Below are 14225 nucleotides of genomic sequence, written 5' to 3'. Positions count from 1 at the left end.
ACCGCGGGACGTTAGTGACACTGTGTCTCCACAGGGTTGACCTGCATCACGGTGAGGTGATGCCGGCGCCAGCGCAAACATGCTGTACGGAGGTGGCTGTGTGCGCCCGCTGGAACCAGAATTCATTCACCGCGGAGACGCGGTGAAGGTCTTCGGCAACCCATCGCGAACAACGACACCCGCTCGCCTCCCAAAGGGCCGCCGAGTCAAGCCCACAACGGCCCGATCGCGTCGAGCGTGTTCTTCAGCACCAGGCCCATCTCGGTGTCGCCTTCCATCACCAGCGCACGCTCGAAGAAGAGCCGGTCGGCATCGTCCTGCCCGCGCAGCAGGCGCCAGTAGGTCGGGCCGTCGGCGGCGATGCGCAGGGCTGCAGGGGCGGCCTTCGAGGCCGGCACGAAGCCGCGCGGCGTCGGCAGCAGTTGCAGGCGCAGCACCAGGCCGAGGTCGGTGACCGCCACTTCCACCGTTCGCGATGCCAGCACGGCATGTGCATCGGCCGGCAGGCGGGGCAGCAGCCAGTGGTCGAGCGCCAGCGCCAGCAGCCGCGCCGGCGGCTGCATCGGCAGGCGCGAGACGAGCGGGCGTGCACGCCGCGCAAGGCCCTGCATCAGGGCGGCGTCGATCATGCGCGGCTCCATTCGAGGCCGGGGCGGGCCCGTGCAAAGCCGTCGGACAGGCCGCCAGGCAGGCTCATCGCGTCGAGCGCCACCAGCGCGGCGTCGGCGCTGGCGCCATGGTTCATCACCTGGTCGAAGATCTGCACCACCTCGGCGAAGCGCGCCGACGACGGCGACAGACGCAGGCGCGACACGCCGGCCGCGCGCAGCGCATCGCCCTCGGCCACCAGGCATTGCAGCGCAGCCGACTGCGTCTGGATGCCGTTGATCACGAGGAAGGGCTGCTCGTCGGTGGTGGACAGCAGCAGGCCATCGGCGTCGTCGCGGCAGCGGAAACCGCACTGGTCCTTCGACAGGCGGTGGTGCCGCGCGGTGAAGCAGCGCGCTGAAAACGCCAGCGGCAGGCGCCCCCAGCCGAACACCTCGGTGGGCAGCACCGGCCGCGGCGCGTTCATGCGGCCGATGCCGTGCAGCGGCAGCTCCACCGGCGCGACCCAGCGCATGGCACCGGCCATCGCATGCTCGACCAGCGCCGCACGGCTGTACACGTTGATGTGCGGTCCGAGCACGTACTTCGCACCCACCTGCGACAGCAGGTTGAGGGCCGAGGCGTCACCGGCTTCGACGATGAAGTCGCCCTGCCCCGCGATGCGGCGCAGCAGCCGCAGGTCGGCCTCGGACTCGACCAGCGCCTGCGTGGCCAGCACCACCTCCTTGCGGGCGCCGGCGAGGTCGCGGGCCAGAGACAGCCAGTCGGCCAGCTGCATATCGTGCCGGCGCGAGCACACCACCTCGCCCAGCACCACGGTGTCGGCAGGCGACTCGGCCACCTCGGCATAGAAGTGCAGCAGCGTCTCACGCGGCCAGTAGTAGAGCACCGGCCCGATGGTCAGGGCCATGCGTTGTTGGACAGTCATGGATGTTCGGCCTGTATTGCAAGGTAGGGGCCGCGGATCCGGCTTTGCCGGGCCGGTGGCGCCGCCCCCTCGAGGGGGAGCGCCGCAGGCGCTGCGGGGGTGGACGTCATCTCCATGGCCTATCCAGCGCGCCCAGCGTGTGCTGCTGCCCTTCGGCCAGGTGGCCGAGCGTTGCGGTCCACTCGGGCAGCACGCGGTACCGGTCGGGCGCGGCCGCCGCGGCATCGATGGCGGCACGCCACACGCGGGTGACCTGCTGTACATAAGCCGGGCTGCGCTGCCGGCCTTCGATCTTGATGGCGCGCACCCCCATGCCGATGAGCTCCGGCAGGATGGCCAGCGTGTTGAGGCTGGTGGGCTCCTCCAGCGCGTAGTCGCGCCGGCCGTTCACGTTGAAGCGGCCCTTGCACAAGGTGGGGTAGCCGCGCGGCTCGCTGGCGGCATAGCGGTCGATCAGCAGGCCGTTCAGCCGTGCCTCCACGCCCTCCTGTGTGTCGTGCCAGCGCACCGCAGAAGGCGGCGAGCACACACCTGCGTTGTTGGGCGACTGGCCGGTGGCATAGGACGACAGCGCGCAGCGCCCTTCCACCATCACGCACAGGCTGCCGAAGCCGAAGACCTCGATCTCCACGTCGGTGTTGCGCAGCACGTGGCCCACCTGCGACAGCGTCAGCACGCGAGGCAACACCGCGCGCTCGACGCCGTAGCGGCGGCGGTAGAAGGCGATGGCCTCGTGGCTGGTGGCCGAGGCCTGCACCGACAGGTGCAGCCGCAGCCCGGGGTGCTGCCGGCGCGCATGGGCCATCACCGCGGTGTCGGCGCAGATCAGCGCGTCGGCGCCCAGGTCCACCGCGGCATCCACAGCGGCATACCAGGTCGCCTCATCGTCGGCACGCGCATAGGTGTTCAGCGCCATCAGCACTTGGGCGCCGCGCGCATGGGCATGGGCCACGCCTTCGCGCAGCTGCCCGTCATCGAAGTTCAGGCCGGCGAAGTTGCGCGCGTTGGTGGCGTTGCGCAGGCCCAGGTACACCGCGTCGGCGCCGGCATCCACCGCGAGCTGCAGCGCGCGCAGCGATCCGGCCGGGCACACGAGCTCGGGCTTGCCCGCGGGGTTGTGCTTGTCGTTGTGCATGGCCGGCGCACTCTAGGTGCGCACAAGCCGTGGGGGATTGCGGAGGGTCAAACAGCGTGGCCTTGGGGGCGGGATGTCCTACCCCGGCCTGCCGTCGAACCGGGGCCTGCCCCACCAGCGGCCGTAGCGCAGCGCCCAGGCGCCGCAGCAGGCGGCCCACGCCAGTGCGGCCAACGCGATCCATGCATCGGCGCCTGCAGCCCCCAGGCTGCCCGCCAGCGCCGCCCCGACCCGCGCCACCACCGCCAGCTGCAGCAGCCAGAACAGGCGCCACACGAGGTCGTCGGCCACCAGCGCGCGCCCGCCATGGCCGCAGCTCACCCGTGTGACCATCGCGATCAACGTGGAGCCGAGAAAGCCCATCGTGTAGGCGTGCAGCGGCGCGAGGCCGAGCGACAGGCTGCCGCCGCTGGCGGCGAGCAGCGCGTTCGATACACCGGACATCAGCAACGCCAGGCCCAGCCACACGAAGCCCAGGTGCAGCATGGCCAGCAGCCGCACCTTGAGGCTTTGCACCAGGCCCCAGCGCACCGCGAGCGCCAGCAGGGCGACGCCCGCGGCCGTCTCGATCGCCGCCTGCGCTGCCAGCAGCGGTGCCGGCAACGGCCACCAGAACGTCTGCGCCACGGCCAGGACCGCCTGCTCGCCCAGCACGGCCACGAAGACCCACAGCAACCACATCGGGCGCCAGGCATCGAGCACCGGCAGCGCCGACGCGGTGAAGAACGGGATCATGCGGTGGGCCACCGCCAGGTACACCACGCCGATGAAACCCCACAGCGCCACCTGCACCGCGGCGCGCACCACGTCGAAGCTGCCGGTGGCCAGGCCGAGCGTGGCGGCCCACAGGGCGGCTGCGCCCACGAGGCCCGCCACCGCCACGATGCGCGCATGCGTCTGGTCGGCCACCGGGCTGGTGCGCAGCAGGTCGCCGAAGCGGCGCAGCATGCCCGTCCACCCGACCGTCACCGCGCACAGGCCCAGCGCGCCGAACATCTGCCCGAAGGCGGGCTCGCGCGCATGCACGCCCAGGCCGAACACGCCCCAGCCGGCCAGCATGGCCAGCACCGGCGTCAGCAGCACCTGCGCATTCACCGGTGGCTGGCCGAGCCACTTGGGTCCGGCGGTGAACAGGAAGCCGGCGAAGAACAAGGGCACGAAGCCCAGGCTCATGACGAGGCCGTGGGCCAGCGACGGCGCCAGGGCCCACGGCACCACCACGCCCTGGCTGCGGGACAGCATGGCCAGGGCCCACCATGACGCGCTGGCCGCGAGCACGAGCGAGGCAGCGGTGAAGGCAAGGCGGTGCGGGGCCGCGAACAGCCAGGCAAGACGCCAGGGGGGCGCCTGTTGCGCAGTGCGCTCGGCGGGAGGTGAGGCAGCGGCGGCCGGCATGCTGCGGATGGGAATGGTCTTCATGCAGCCTGCGCGGGCGGCGGGGCCAGCAGCTTCTCCATGAGCTCGCGCACGCTGGCGATGCGCTCGCCGAACGGCAGCGCCCCCACGCCGCGGAAGAACAGGCCCTTCTTCACGTCGCCGCGCAGCGCGGCGGCGAGCTGGTGGTCGATGCAGAACTGGCCCCAGGTGGCGAAGCCGTCGCGCAGGCCGCACTGGGCCAGGCAGTCGAAGGCCTTGGTGCAGCGCGCCTTGGCATGCGCCACCGCCTGCAGCTTCGGCTCGAGCTTGAGATAGGCCCGCAGCCAGGGCGTCGGCACCGCACGCGCCGGCAGGCCCGCCACGCTGGTGAATTCCACCAGCTCGTCGTCCTGCGCCTCGGCCAGCACGCGCTTGAACTCGGGGTGAGCATCGCCCTCTTCGGTGACGGCGAAGGGCGTGCCCAGCTGCACGGCGGCTGCGCCGAGCGACTGCACCCGCGCAATATCGCCATGGGTGCGGATGCCTCCGGCGGCGATGAGCGGTATCTCTCGCTCGATGCCGGCGCTCTTCAGGAACTCGCGCGACTGCGGGATCACGTTCTCGAAGTCGAAGCGGGTGTCCTGCAGGTCTTCGATCTTCGCCGCTCCCAGGTGGCCGCCGGCCAGGCGCGGATGCTCGATCACGATGGCGTCGGGCAGGCGCTTCTTGCGTTCCCACTTGCGCACGATGAGCTGCACGCCCCGCGCGTCCGACAGGATGGGCACCAGCAGCGCTTTCGGATGCTCGGCGGCGAGGTCGGGCAGGTCCAGCGGCAGCCCTGCGCCCACCACCACCGCATCGATGCCGTCCTCGAGAGCGCGCTTCACGCTCGCCGCGTACTCGCCCACGGCGCGCATGACGTTCACCGCCAGCAGGCCCAGGCCTCCGGCGAGCTGGCGCGCCCGCGCGATCTCGCGCGACAGCGCCTCCAGGTTGGCGGCATCGATGAGGGCCTTGGCGCTTTCGCCGAAGCCGATGCCGCGGGTGCGCTCCATGAGGTCCGGGTGGTGGCGCCGCAGGTCCACCGAACTGATGGTGCCCACGCCGCCCAGTGCCGCCACGCTGCCGGCCAGCCGGTGCGCCGACACGCCCACGCCCATGCCGCCCTGCACGAGCGGCAGCAGCTCCCTGCCGCCCAGGGTCAGGCTTGCCAGGCCGCTGCCTGCCAGCAGCGGCCGCATCTCGGGGTGGATGGCCATCAGTGCAGCACCAGCAGGGGCAGCCGGCTGCGCTGCATCACGGCCTTGGTGTGGGAGCCGAACAGCAGCTCGCCGAAGGAGCCGCGTCCATGGGTCACCATCACGATCATGTCGCACTGGTGGGCCTCGGCCGCATGGGCGATGGCCACGTCGACGTTGTGCGCATGCGAGAACTCGCCGGAGAACGGCACGCCGGCTCCCTGCGCCTGGCGCTCGAAGTCGCGCAGCACGCGGCGCGCATGTTCGGCCGCGCGCTCTTCGTGGACGCTGCAGGCCTCCTCGACAGCCCGCGGGCTGGAGCCCGGCGCCGGCGACGGCCCCACCGGTTCGGCCACGAAGCCGGTGATCGCGGCGCCGAGCTGGCGCGCCAGCTCGATGCTCTTTTGCATCGCGCGGGCAGACAGCTCGCTGCCATCGACAGGAACGAGCAGGCGTTGGTACATCGTGTCTCCTGATGAGGCTTCTTCGCCGGGCAGTCTAGGCAGCAGCCGCTCCGGCCGCCTTGACCTGTCTCAACGAGTACCGCCTTGCAGGGCGGCGTCGATCTCGTTGAACACCGGTCCCTCGTCGCTCCACTTGTACGGGCCGGTGCCGCTGTGTTCTGCACGTGAAGCCGGCACGAAGCTGCCGCTCTTCACGTCGAACACATGCACCTCGCCGTCCTCGATCACGTAGTGCCAGCCGTGCAGCGACAGCTCGCTGCGCTCGACGCGGCTGCGCACCATCGGGTAGTCCATCAGGCGCTCGAGCTGCAGCACCACGGCGCGCTGCTCGGTGCGGCGCAGGGCCTCGGGCGTCGGCTGCACCGGCAGGGCCGCCTCCCGGGCGAGGTCGAGCCAGGCGCCCAGGTTGCGCGCCTCGGGCGATACGTCTTCGTACAGCGCCTTCATCGCACCGCAATGGCTGTGGCCGCACACGACGATGTGGCGGACCTTGAGATTGAGCACCGCGAACTCGATGGCGGCGGCAGTACCGTGGTGGCCGCCATCGGAGGTACCGCAGCAAGGCGGCACCAAGGCGCCCACGTTGCGCACCATGAACAGCTCGCCCGGCCCGGCGCCAGTCAGCAGGTAGGGCACGAGCCGCGAGTCGGAGCAGCCGATGAACAGCGTGGTCGGGTGCTGCCCGTCGGTCACCAGGTCGCGGAAGCGTGCGCGGTACTGCGGAAACGCGTCGTCATGGAAACGCCGCAGGCGCTGCAGCAGTTCGTCGGGCATGGCGGCTCACTGCACGAGCGGCGTGTCGGCGGCTTCGAGCAGCACGCCCTCGATGCAGGCATCGGCTGCCAGCAGCAGCAGGTACTGCCGCAGCATGGTGACCCAGGCACGCTGGCGCAGCGACAGCTGCACGGCGGCACGCACCTGTTCGAACCCCGGTACCTCGCCGCGCTCGCGAGCCAGCGCTTCCACCACGTGCAGGCCGAAGCGGCTGTGCACGAGGCGCGGCAGCACGCCGATCTCCTGCGTACCGAACACCTCGCGGGCAAATTCAGGCGCACAGTCCTCGCGGCCGAGCCAGCCCAGTTCGCCGCCCTGCCGGCCGCTCGGGCAGTTGGACCATTGCGCCGCGGCTTCGGCAAAGGCGCCGTCCTGCGGCGTGGCGCAGCGCAGCGCCAGCAGCACGCCTTCGGCCTTGTGCCGCAGGGCCTTCACGTCCACGCCGGGTGTCACCGCGAACAGCACATGCCGCAACAGCACCCGCTCGCCATGGGCATAGCCCTGCCGGTTGGCCTCGTAGTGGCGGCGGCAGGCTTCCTCCGAAGGCTCGGGCAGCACGAGCCGGCGATCGAGCAGCTGCTCGATCGCCTCGCTCGCGGCACCGCTCATCACGCCCGCCTGCGGCGCGGGGTCGTCCGGCGACAACAGGCCGCCGCGCTGGGCGGCCTGGCGCAGCAGCTCGCTACAGGCGCGCTGGCGCAGGGCTTCTTCTTCGATCTGCTCGCCCGCCGCGTGCAGCGCAACGCCGTTCACGTGGGCGATGGTGGTGGTCAGCATGCGGCCTCCCTCTCGTCAGGTGCGCGCTTCGCGCTGGTGGGCGGGCACGGTGGCGTAGCCCGGCTGCTCGGCGGCAGCAGCCTGCCCACCCTGCGGTACCACCGGCAGGACGCGCTGCGGCGTCAACTGCCCTTGCGGCAGGTTGAGACGTCGGCTGCGGGCCAGCTGGTAGGGCCGCAGCACATAGGCCAGCGTGCCGAAGCCGCTCCACACATGCACCAGCCGCGTGAACGGGAACACCAGGAACATCGTCATGCCGAGCACCATGTGGGCCTTGAACACCCAGCCCACGCCCGCCATCAGCTCGGGGGCGCCCGGGCGGAAGGTGACGATGCGCTGCGCCCACTCGGCCAGCTGCATCATCATGCTGCCGTCGAGGTGCCGGGCCGACAGCGGAATGGTCGCCAGGCCCAGCGCGAGCTGCAGCCACAAGAGCACCAGGATCGCGATGTCGCTGGTCTTCGACGTGGCCCGGATGCGGGCGTCGAACAGCCGGCGGTGCAGCAGCAGCGACACGCCGGCGAAGCCGAGCACCCCCGCCACGCCGCCGCTCACCATGGCCACGAGTTGCTTGCTGCCCGCGCTGATGAAGGGCTCGTAGAGGAAGTGCGGCGTGAGCATGCCCACGCTGTGACCGAAGAACAGGAACAGCACGCCGGCGTGGAACAGGTTGCTGCCCCAGCGCAGCGAGCCGGTGCGCAGCAGCTGCGACGAATCGCTCTTCCAGGTGTACTGGTCGCGGTCGAAGCGCAGCAGGCTGCCGACGAAGAAGACGGTGAGGCAGATGTAGGGATACAGGCCGAAGAGGAAGACGTCGAGGGTTTTCATGCAGCGCCTCCAAGGGCGGACGGGTTCGTTGTCCTGCGCACGATGTGCACGGGCTGCACAGCGCCCGGCCGCTGGCTGCCCTTGCTGGTGCAGCCGTCGAAGGCCTCGGGCTCGGCCCAGCTCGCATCGAGCGGCTCTTCCTCGGCCACGGCCACCGGCTTCAGCGGCTCGCCGGCGAGTTCGAGCGCGGCGGCCACCACGGCGGCATACGGGCTGCGCTTCTTCTCGAGCGCCGCATGCAGCGCGTTGAGAATGTGCGCCATCTCGGCCAGGAACTCCTGCGCCACGTCGGCCGGCTGGGTGGATGCGAACTCCAGCACCGCCGGCAGGTAGTCGGGCAGCTCGCCGGGCGCCAGCTGGAGGCCGGCACGCTCGTAGGTCTGCTGCAGGTCGATCATGGCCGGCCCGCGGTCGCGGGAATCGCCGTGCACATGCTCGAACAGGTGCAAAGAGGTGCGCCGGCCGCGGTCGAAGCAGTCGACGTAGGCGGCCTGCGCATCCAGCGCGTCGCTCTCCAGCAGGTGGTCGACGAGGCCCTGCAGCGCGTCGCTGGCAGCGGCCGACAGCGCGAGTTCGAAGACGCGCGCCTGCTGCAGCCGGGGCAGCAGTTCGCGCACCTCGTCGTCGGGGTAGCGCAGCAGCAAGGCCAGCGAGCGGCAGGCGTTGCGGTGGACGAAACCTGGATTCATGTGTCTGCCCTGCCTTTCACACCGAGGCCTTGATGGGGATGGTGCGGCGCTTCCTGCCGCCGAAGAGGCTCGCCTCGCCAGCGCCGTCGGAGCAGCCGTTGCCGAAGGAGAAGCCGCAGCCGCCCTTCATGTCGAAGGCGTTCTCGGCGTACTCGCGGTGGGTGCTCGGGATGACGAAGCGGTCCTCGTAGTTGGCGATCGCCATGATCTGGTACATGTCCTGCACTTCGGCGATGCTGAGGCCGACCTGCTGCAGCGCCGCCAGGTTCTCGCGGCCTTCGACGTGGCGCTCGCGCTGGTAGGCGCGCATGGCCAGCATGCGTTCGAGCGCGCGCACCACCGGTCCGGTGTCGCCTGCGGTCAGCAGGTTGGCCAGGTACTGCACCGGGATGCGCAGCTGGTTCACGTCGGGGATCTCGCCGTTCACGCCCATCTGGCCGGCCTGGGCGGCGGCGGTGATGGGCGACAGCGGCGGCACGTACCACACCATGGGCAGCGTGCGGTACTCGGGGTGCAGCGGCAGCGCGATCTTCCAGTCCACCGCCATCTTGTAGACGGGGCTCTTCTTCGCCGCCTCCAGCCAGGCCTCGGGGATGCCGTCGGCACGGGCCTGCGCGATCACCTTCGGGTCGTGCGGGTCCAGGAAGATGTCGAGCTGCGCCTGGTAGAGGTCGCGGTCATGCTCGATGCTCGCGGCCTGTTCGATGCGGTCTGCGTCGTACAGCAGCACGCCCAGGTAGCGGATGCGGCCCACGCACGTCTCGGAGCACACCGTGGGCTGGCCCGCCTCGATGCGCGGGTAGCAGAAGATGCACTTCTCGGCCTTGCCGGTCTCCCAGTTGTAGTAGATCTTCTTGTACGGGCAGCCCGAGACGCACATGCGCCAGCCGCGGCACTTGTCCTGGTCGATCAGCACGATGCCGTCTTCCTCGCGCTTGTAGATCGAGCCCGAGGGGCACGACGCCACGCAGGCCGGGTTGAGGCAGTGCTCGCACAGCCGCGGCAGGTACATCATGAAGGTGTTCTCGAACTGGCCGTAGATGTCCTTCTGAACGCGATCGAAGTCCTCGAAGTTCCTGTCCTTCGAGCGCTTGCTGAACTCACCGCCGAGGATCTCTTCCCAGTTCGGACCCCACTCGATCTTCTCCATGCGCTGCCCGGTGATCAGGCTGCGCGGCCGCGCGGTCGGCGCCGCCTTGCTTTCCGGCGACGACTGCAGGTGGTCGTAGTCGAAGGTGAAGGGCTCGTAGTAGTCGTCGATCTGCGGCAGGTTGGGGTTGGCGAAGACCTTCATCAGGAGCTTCCACTTGCCCCCCTGGCGCGGCTCGATCGAGCCGTCGGCCTTGCGGATCCAGCCGCCGTTCCACTTGTCCTGGTTCTCCCATTCCTTCGGGTAGCCGATGCCCGGCTTGGTCTCGACGTTGTTGAACCAGGCGTACTCCATGCCTGGCCGGCTGGTCCACACGTTCTTGCAGGTGACCGAGCAGGTGTGGCAGCCGATGCACTTGTCGAGGTTCAGGACCATGCCGATTTGTGCGCGCACCTTCATGCTGCCTCCCGCCGAGCCGTCTCAAGGGAGGCAACCCCCTCGGGGGGCCACGAGCGAATGCGAGTGTGGGGGCTCATGCAGTTTCTCCTTCCTGGGCCGCGATCTCGCCGTCCATCCAGTCGATCTTCTTCATCTTGCGCACCACCACGAACTCGTCGCGGTTGGTGCCGATGGTTCCGTAGTAGTTGAAGCCGTAGCTCAGCTGCGCATAGCCGCCGATCATGTGGGTGGGCTTGAGCACGATGCGGGTCACCGAGTTGTGGATGCCGCCGCGCTGGCCGGTGATTTCGGACCCCGGCGTGTTCACGATCTTTTCCTGCGCGTGGTACATGAGCACCATGCCCGGATTGACACGCTGGCTCACCACCGCGCGTGCGGCGATGGCGCCGTTCACGTTGTAGAGCTCGATCCAGTCGTTGTCCTCGATGCCGCCCGCCTTCGCGTCGGTCTCGCTGATCCACACCACCGGCCCGCCGCGGTTGAGCGTGAGCATCAGCAGGTTGTCGCTGTAGGTCGAGTGGATGCCCCATTTCTGGTGCGGCGTGATGAAGTTGAGCACCAGCTCCTGCTCGCCGTTGGGCTTGCGGCCCTTCACGTCGGCAATGGTCTTCAGGTCCACCGGCGGCCGATAGGAAGTGAAGCCTTCGCCGAAGTCGCGCATCCACGGGTGGTCCTGGTAGAACTGCTGCCGCCCGGTGAGGGTGCGCCAGGGAATCAGTTCGTGCACGTTGGTGTAGCCGGCGTTGTAGGAGACCTTCTCGCTTTCCAGCCCGCTCCAGGTGGGCGAGCTGATGATCTTGCGCGGCTGCGCCTGGATGTCGCGGAAGCGGATCTTCTCGTCTTCGCGGTGCAGCGCCAGGTGCGCATGCTCGCGGCCGGTCTGCCTGCTCAAGGCTTCCCAGGCCTTCACCGCGACGTGGCCGTTGGTCTCGGGCGCCAGCATCATCACCACCTCGGCGGCATCGATGTCGGTGTCGATCCGCGGCAGGCCCTGCGAGGCGCCGGGTTCGCTCACCGTGCCGTTGAGCTCGGCCAGGTGCTGCACCTCGTCCTGCGTGTTCCAGCCGATGCCCTTGCCGCCGTTGCCCAGCTGGCCCATCAGAGGGCCGAGCGAGGTGAAGCGCCTGAAGACGTTCGGGTAGTCGCGCTCGACCACGGCGACCTGCGGCGCCGTCTTGCCGGGCACGAGGTCGCATTCGCCGCGCTTCCAGTCGGCCACGCCGAACGGCTGGGCCAGCTCGGCCGCGGTGTCGTGCATCAGGGGCTGGAGCACCACCTCCTTCTCCACGCCCAGGTGGCCCACGCAGACTTCGCTGAACTTCTTCGCGAAGCCTTTGTAGATCTCCCAGTCGCTGCGGGCCTGCCAGGCCGGGTCCACCGCGGTGGACAGCGGATGGATGAACGGATGCATGTCGCTGGTGTTGAGGTCGTTCTTCTCGTACCAGGTGGCCGTGGGCAGCACGATGTCCGAATACAGGCAGGTGGTGCTCATGCGGAAGTCGAGCGTGACCAGCAGGTCGAGCTTGCCTTCCGGGGCCTTGTCGTGCCAGACCACTTCCTGCGGCCTGGTTTCCTCGCTGCCGAGGTCCTTGCCCTGCACGCCGTGGCTGGTGCCCAGCAGGTGCTTCAGGAAGTACTCGTGGCCCTTGCCTGACGACCCCAGGATGTTGGAGCGCCACACGAACATGTTGCGCGGCCAGTTGGCCGGATGGTCCGGGTCCTCGCAGCTCATCTGCAGCGCGCCGCTCCTGAGCCCGTCGACCACGTACTGCTTCGTGTCCACGCCGTGAGCGGCCGCGTCGCGCACCACCTTCAGCGGGTTGGTCTTCAGCTGCGGGGCGCTGGGCAGCCAGCCCATGCGCTCGGCCCGCACGTTGTAGTCGATGAGGCTGCCGCTGTAGGCACCCTTGTCCGCCAGCGGCGACAGCACCTCGTCGACCGCCAGCTTCTCGTAGCGCCACTGGTCGGTGTGGGCGTAGAAGAAGCTGGTGGAGTTCTGCTGGCGAGGCGGGCGCAGCCAGTCGAGCGCGAAGGCCAGCGCCGTCCAGCCGGTCTGCGGGCGCAGCTTCTCCTGCCCCACGTAGTGCGCCCAGCCGCCGCCGCTTTGCCCCACGCAGCCGCACAGCATCAGCATGTTGATGATGCCGCGGTAGTTCATGTCGCAGTGGTACCAATGGTTCATCGCCGCGCCGATGATCACCATCGACTTGCCGTGCGTCTTGTCGGCGTTGTCGGCGAACTGCTCGGCCACGGTGACGATCTGGTCGCGCTTCACGCCGGTGATGTGTTCGGCCCAGGCCGGCGTGTAGGGCTTGTTGTCGTCGAAGCTCTCCGGCACGTCGTCGCCGTCGAAGCCGCGGTCGATGCCGTAGTGCGCCACCATCAGGTCGAACACGGTGGCGACGATGGCCTCGCGCTGCACGCCGTGCTCCTCGACCGGCAGCGTGGTCACCGGCACCTGGCGGGCCAGCACGTCCTGCTGCTTGTTGGCGGTGAACTGCGGCGAGTCGATCCCGCCGAAGTACGGGAAGCCCACGGTGCGCACCTCATGCGCCTGGGCGCCGCACTCGTCCTCCAGCACCGACAGCTTCAGGTGGACGTCGTTGCCGTGGCGTGCTTCCTTGTTCTCGAGGTTCCACTTGCCCTTGTCGGGGTCGCCCTCGGGGCCCCAGCGAAAGCCGATGGAGCCGTTGGGCAGCACCGCCTTGCCGGTGGCGTCGAAGCCCACCGTCTTCCAGTCGGCATGGTGTTTCTGGCCCAGTTGGCCATGGAAGTCGCTGGCCCGCAGGTAGCGGTCGGGCACCAGCAGCCTGCGGCCGTCGGCCAGCACCTGCTCCTTGAGCATGACCAGCAGCGGCAGGTCGGTGTAGCGGCGGGCGTAGTCGTCGAAGTACTCGCTTCGCTTGTCGAAGTAGAACTTCTTCAGGATCACATGCCCCATCGCCATGGCGATGGCTGCGTCGGTGCCCTGCTTCGGGTGCAGCCACAGATCGGCCAGCTTGCTGACCTCGGCATAGTCGGGCGTCACCGCCACCGTCTTGGCACCCTTGTAGCGGACCTCGGTGAAGAAGTGCGCATCGGGCGTGCGGGTCTGGGGCACGTTCGAACCCCAGGCGATGATGAAGGTCGAGTTGTACCAGTCGGCCGACTCCGGCACGTCGGTCTGCTCGCCCCAGGTCTGCGGGCTCGAGGGCGGCAGGTCGCAGTACCAGTCGTAGAAGCTCATGCACACGCCGCCGATGAGGCTCAGGTAGCGGCTGCCCGCGGCGTAGCTCACCATGCTCATCGCCGGGATGGGCGAGAAGCCGATGATGCGGTCCGGCCCGTGCTGCTTGATGGTGAACACGTTGGCCGCCGCGACGATCTCGTTCACCTCGTCCCAGCTCGAGCGCACGAAGCCGCCCAGGCCGCGCTGGCGCTGGTAATCGGCGCGCCGCAGCGGGTCGTTCACGATGGAGGCCCAGGCTTCCACCGGCCCCATGGACTGTCGCGCGGCGCGCCAGTGCCTGAGCAGGCGGCCGCGCACCAGCGGGTACTTCACCCGGTTGGCGCTGTAGAGGTACCAGCTGTAGCTCGCGCCGCGGGCGCAGCCGCGCGGCTCGTGGTTGGGCAGGTCCCAGCGGGTGCGCGGGTAGTCGGTCTGCTGGGTCTCCCAGGTGACGATGCCGCCCTTCACATGGATCTTCCACGAGCAGGAGCCCGTGCAGTTCACGCCGTGGGTGGAACGCACGATCTTGTCGTGGGCCCAGCGCTGGCGGTAGGCGTCTTCCCAGGTGCGGTCTTCACCGGTGGTGAGGCCGTGGCCGTCAGAGAAGCTCTCCTTCGGCTGGGCGAAGAACGTCAGGCGGTCCAGGAAATGACTCATTCAAGACTCCGAG

General features: G+C 69.3%; 12 protein-coding genes. All 12 read right to left on the bottom strand.

Annotated features, from left to right (window positions below; translation table 11 throughout):
- Window positions 1-206 precede the first annotated feature (206 nt).
- Complete coding sequence (gene ubiT, locus E8D38_RS08740; RefSeq protein ID WP_246099409.1) at window positions 207-629, bottom strand: ubiquinone anaerobic biosynthesis accessory factor UbiT; 423 nt, start codon at window positions 627-629, stop codon at window positions 207-209.
- Entirely contained in the window at window positions 626-1537 is a 912-nt protein-coding gene (locus tag E8D38_RS08735; RefSeq protein ID WP_140627977.1) for a U32 family peptidase, read from the bottom strand. The genes ubiT and E8D38_RS08735 overlap by 4 nt, the downstream gene beginning before the upstream one ends.
- Before the next feature lie 106 nt (window positions 1538-1643).
- Window positions 1644-2672, bottom strand: coding sequence for a ubiquinone anaerobic biosynthesis protein UbiU (gene ubiU / locus E8D38_RS08730; protein WP_140627974.1), 1029 nt, complete (start codon window positions 2670-2672; stop codon window positions 1644-1646).
- Window positions 2673-2750: 78 nt separating this feature from the next.
- Window positions 2751-4091 (bottom strand): NnrS family protein, encoded by a 1341-nt coding sequence (locus E8D38_RS08725; protein WP_140627972.1) that lies wholly within the window; start codon window positions 4089-4091, stop codon window positions 2751-2753.
- Window positions 4088-5287 carry an NAD(P)H-dependent flavin oxidoreductase gene (locus E8D38_RS08720; RefSeq protein ID WP_140627969.1) on the bottom strand — a complete coding sequence of 400 codons (1200 nt, stop codon included), beginning with the start codon at window positions 5285-5287 and terminating at the stop codon, window positions 4088-4090. Before E8D38_RS08720 ends, E8D38_RS08725 begins: the two co-directional genes overlap by 4 nt.
- Window positions 5287-5730: a universal stress protein gene (locus tag E8D38_RS08715; RefSeq protein ID WP_140627966.1), complete on the bottom strand. Its 444-nt coding sequence runs from the start codon at window positions 5728-5730 to the stop codon at window positions 5287-5289. Before E8D38_RS08715 ends, E8D38_RS08720 begins: the two co-directional genes overlap by 1 nt.
- Window positions 5731-5799: 69 nt before the next feature.
- Window positions 5800-6504, bottom strand: coding sequence for a carbonic anhydrase (locus E8D38_RS08710; protein ID WP_140627963.1), 705 nt, complete (start codon window positions 6502-6504; stop codon window positions 5800-5802).
- Window positions 6505-6510: 6 nt separating this feature from the next.
- Window positions 6511-7281, bottom strand: coding sequence for a peptidylprolyl isomerase (locus tag E8D38_RS08705; protein WP_140627961.1), 771 nt, complete (start codon window positions 7279-7281; stop codon window positions 6511-6513).
- 15 nt (window positions 7282-7296) lie between these two features.
- A complete protein-coding gene (narI, locus tag E8D38_RS08700; RefSeq protein ID WP_140627958.1) occupies window positions 7297-8109 on the bottom strand; it encodes a respiratory nitrate reductase subunit gamma in 813 nt (270 codons plus the stop codon).
- A complete protein-coding gene (gene narJ, locus E8D38_RS08695) occupies window positions 8106-8798 on the bottom strand; it encodes a nitrate reductase molybdenum cofactor assembly chaperone (protein ID WP_140627955.1) in 693 nt (230 codons plus the stop codon). The genes narI and narJ overlap by 4 nt, the downstream gene beginning before the upstream one ends.
- 16 nt (window positions 8799-8814) lie before the next feature.
- The gene (gene narH, locus E8D38_RS08690) at window positions 8815-10347 is read right to left on the bottom strand and encodes a nitrate reductase subunit beta (RefSeq protein ID WP_140627952.1); all 1533 of its coding nucleotides are present in this window, start codon (window positions 10345-10347) and stop codon (window positions 8815-8817) included.
- Between the two features lie 73 nt (window positions 10348-10420).
- Window positions 10421-14212, bottom strand: coding sequence for a nitrate reductase subunit alpha (locus tag E8D38_RS08685; RefSeq protein WP_140627949.1), 3792 nt, complete (start codon window positions 14210-14212; stop codon window positions 10421-10423).
- Between the last annotated feature and the right edge of the window lie 13 nt (window positions 14213-14225).

This window comes from Methylibium rhizosphaerae (genome assembly GCF_006386545.1).
In the GTDB taxonomy this organism is placed as follows: Bacteria; Pseudomonadota; Gammaproteobacteria; order Burkholderiales; family Burkholderiaceae_C; genus Pseudorivibacter; species Pseudorivibacter rhizosphaerae.
This window is presented reverse-complemented; position numbering and strand designations above follow the sequence as displayed.

What these genes read in the sequence shown, in the direction of transcription:
- ubiT (WP_246099409.1), bottom strand. Translation starts at nt 629, where the DNA reads ATGATCGACGCCGCCCTGATGCAGGGCCTTGCGCGGCGTGCACGCCCG.
- E8D38_RS08735 (WP_140627977.1), bottom strand. Translation starts at nt 1,537, where the DNA reads ATGACTGTCCAACAACGCATGGCCCTGACCATCGGGCCGGTGCTCTAC.
- ubiU (WP_140627974.1), bottom strand. Translation starts at nt 2,672, where the DNA reads ATGCACAACGACAAGCACAACCCCGCGGGCAAGCCCGAGCTCGTGTGC.
- E8D38_RS08725 (WP_140627972.1), bottom strand. Translation starts at nt 4,091, where the DNA reads ATGAAGACCATTCCCATCCGCAGCATGCCGGCCGCCGCTGCCTCACCT.
- E8D38_RS08720 (WP_140627969.1), bottom strand. Translation starts at nt 5,287, where the DNA reads ATGGCCATCCACCCCGAGATGCGGCCGCTGCTGGCAGGCAGCGGCCTG.
- E8D38_RS08715 (WP_140627966.1), bottom strand. Translation starts at nt 5,730, where the DNA reads ATGTACCAACGCCTGCTCGTTCCTGTCGATGGCAGCGAGCTGTCTGCC.
- E8D38_RS08710 (WP_140627963.1), bottom strand. Translation starts at nt 6,504, where the DNA reads ATGCCCGACGAACTGCTGCAGCGCCTGCGGCGTTTCCATGACGACGCG.
- E8D38_RS08705 (WP_140627961.1), bottom strand. Translation starts at nt 7,281, where the DNA reads ATGCTGACCACCACCATCGCCCACGTGAACGGCGTTGCGCTGCACGCG.
- narI (WP_140627958.1), bottom strand. Translation starts at nt 8,109, where the DNA reads ATGAAAACCCTCGACGTCTTCCTCTTCGGCCTGTATCCCTACATCTGC.
- narJ (WP_140627955.1), bottom strand. Translation starts at nt 8,798, where the DNA reads ATGAATCCAGGTTTCGTCCACCGCAACGCCTGCCGCTCGCTGGCCTTG.
- narH (WP_140627952.1), bottom strand. Translation starts at nt 10,347, where the DNA reads ATGAAGGTGCGCGCACAAATCGGCATGGTCCTGAACCTCGACAAGTGC.
- E8D38_RS08685 (WP_140627949.1), bottom strand. Translation starts at nt 14,212, where the DNA reads ATGAGTCATTTCCTGGACCGCCTGACGTTCTTCGCCCAGCCGAAGGAG.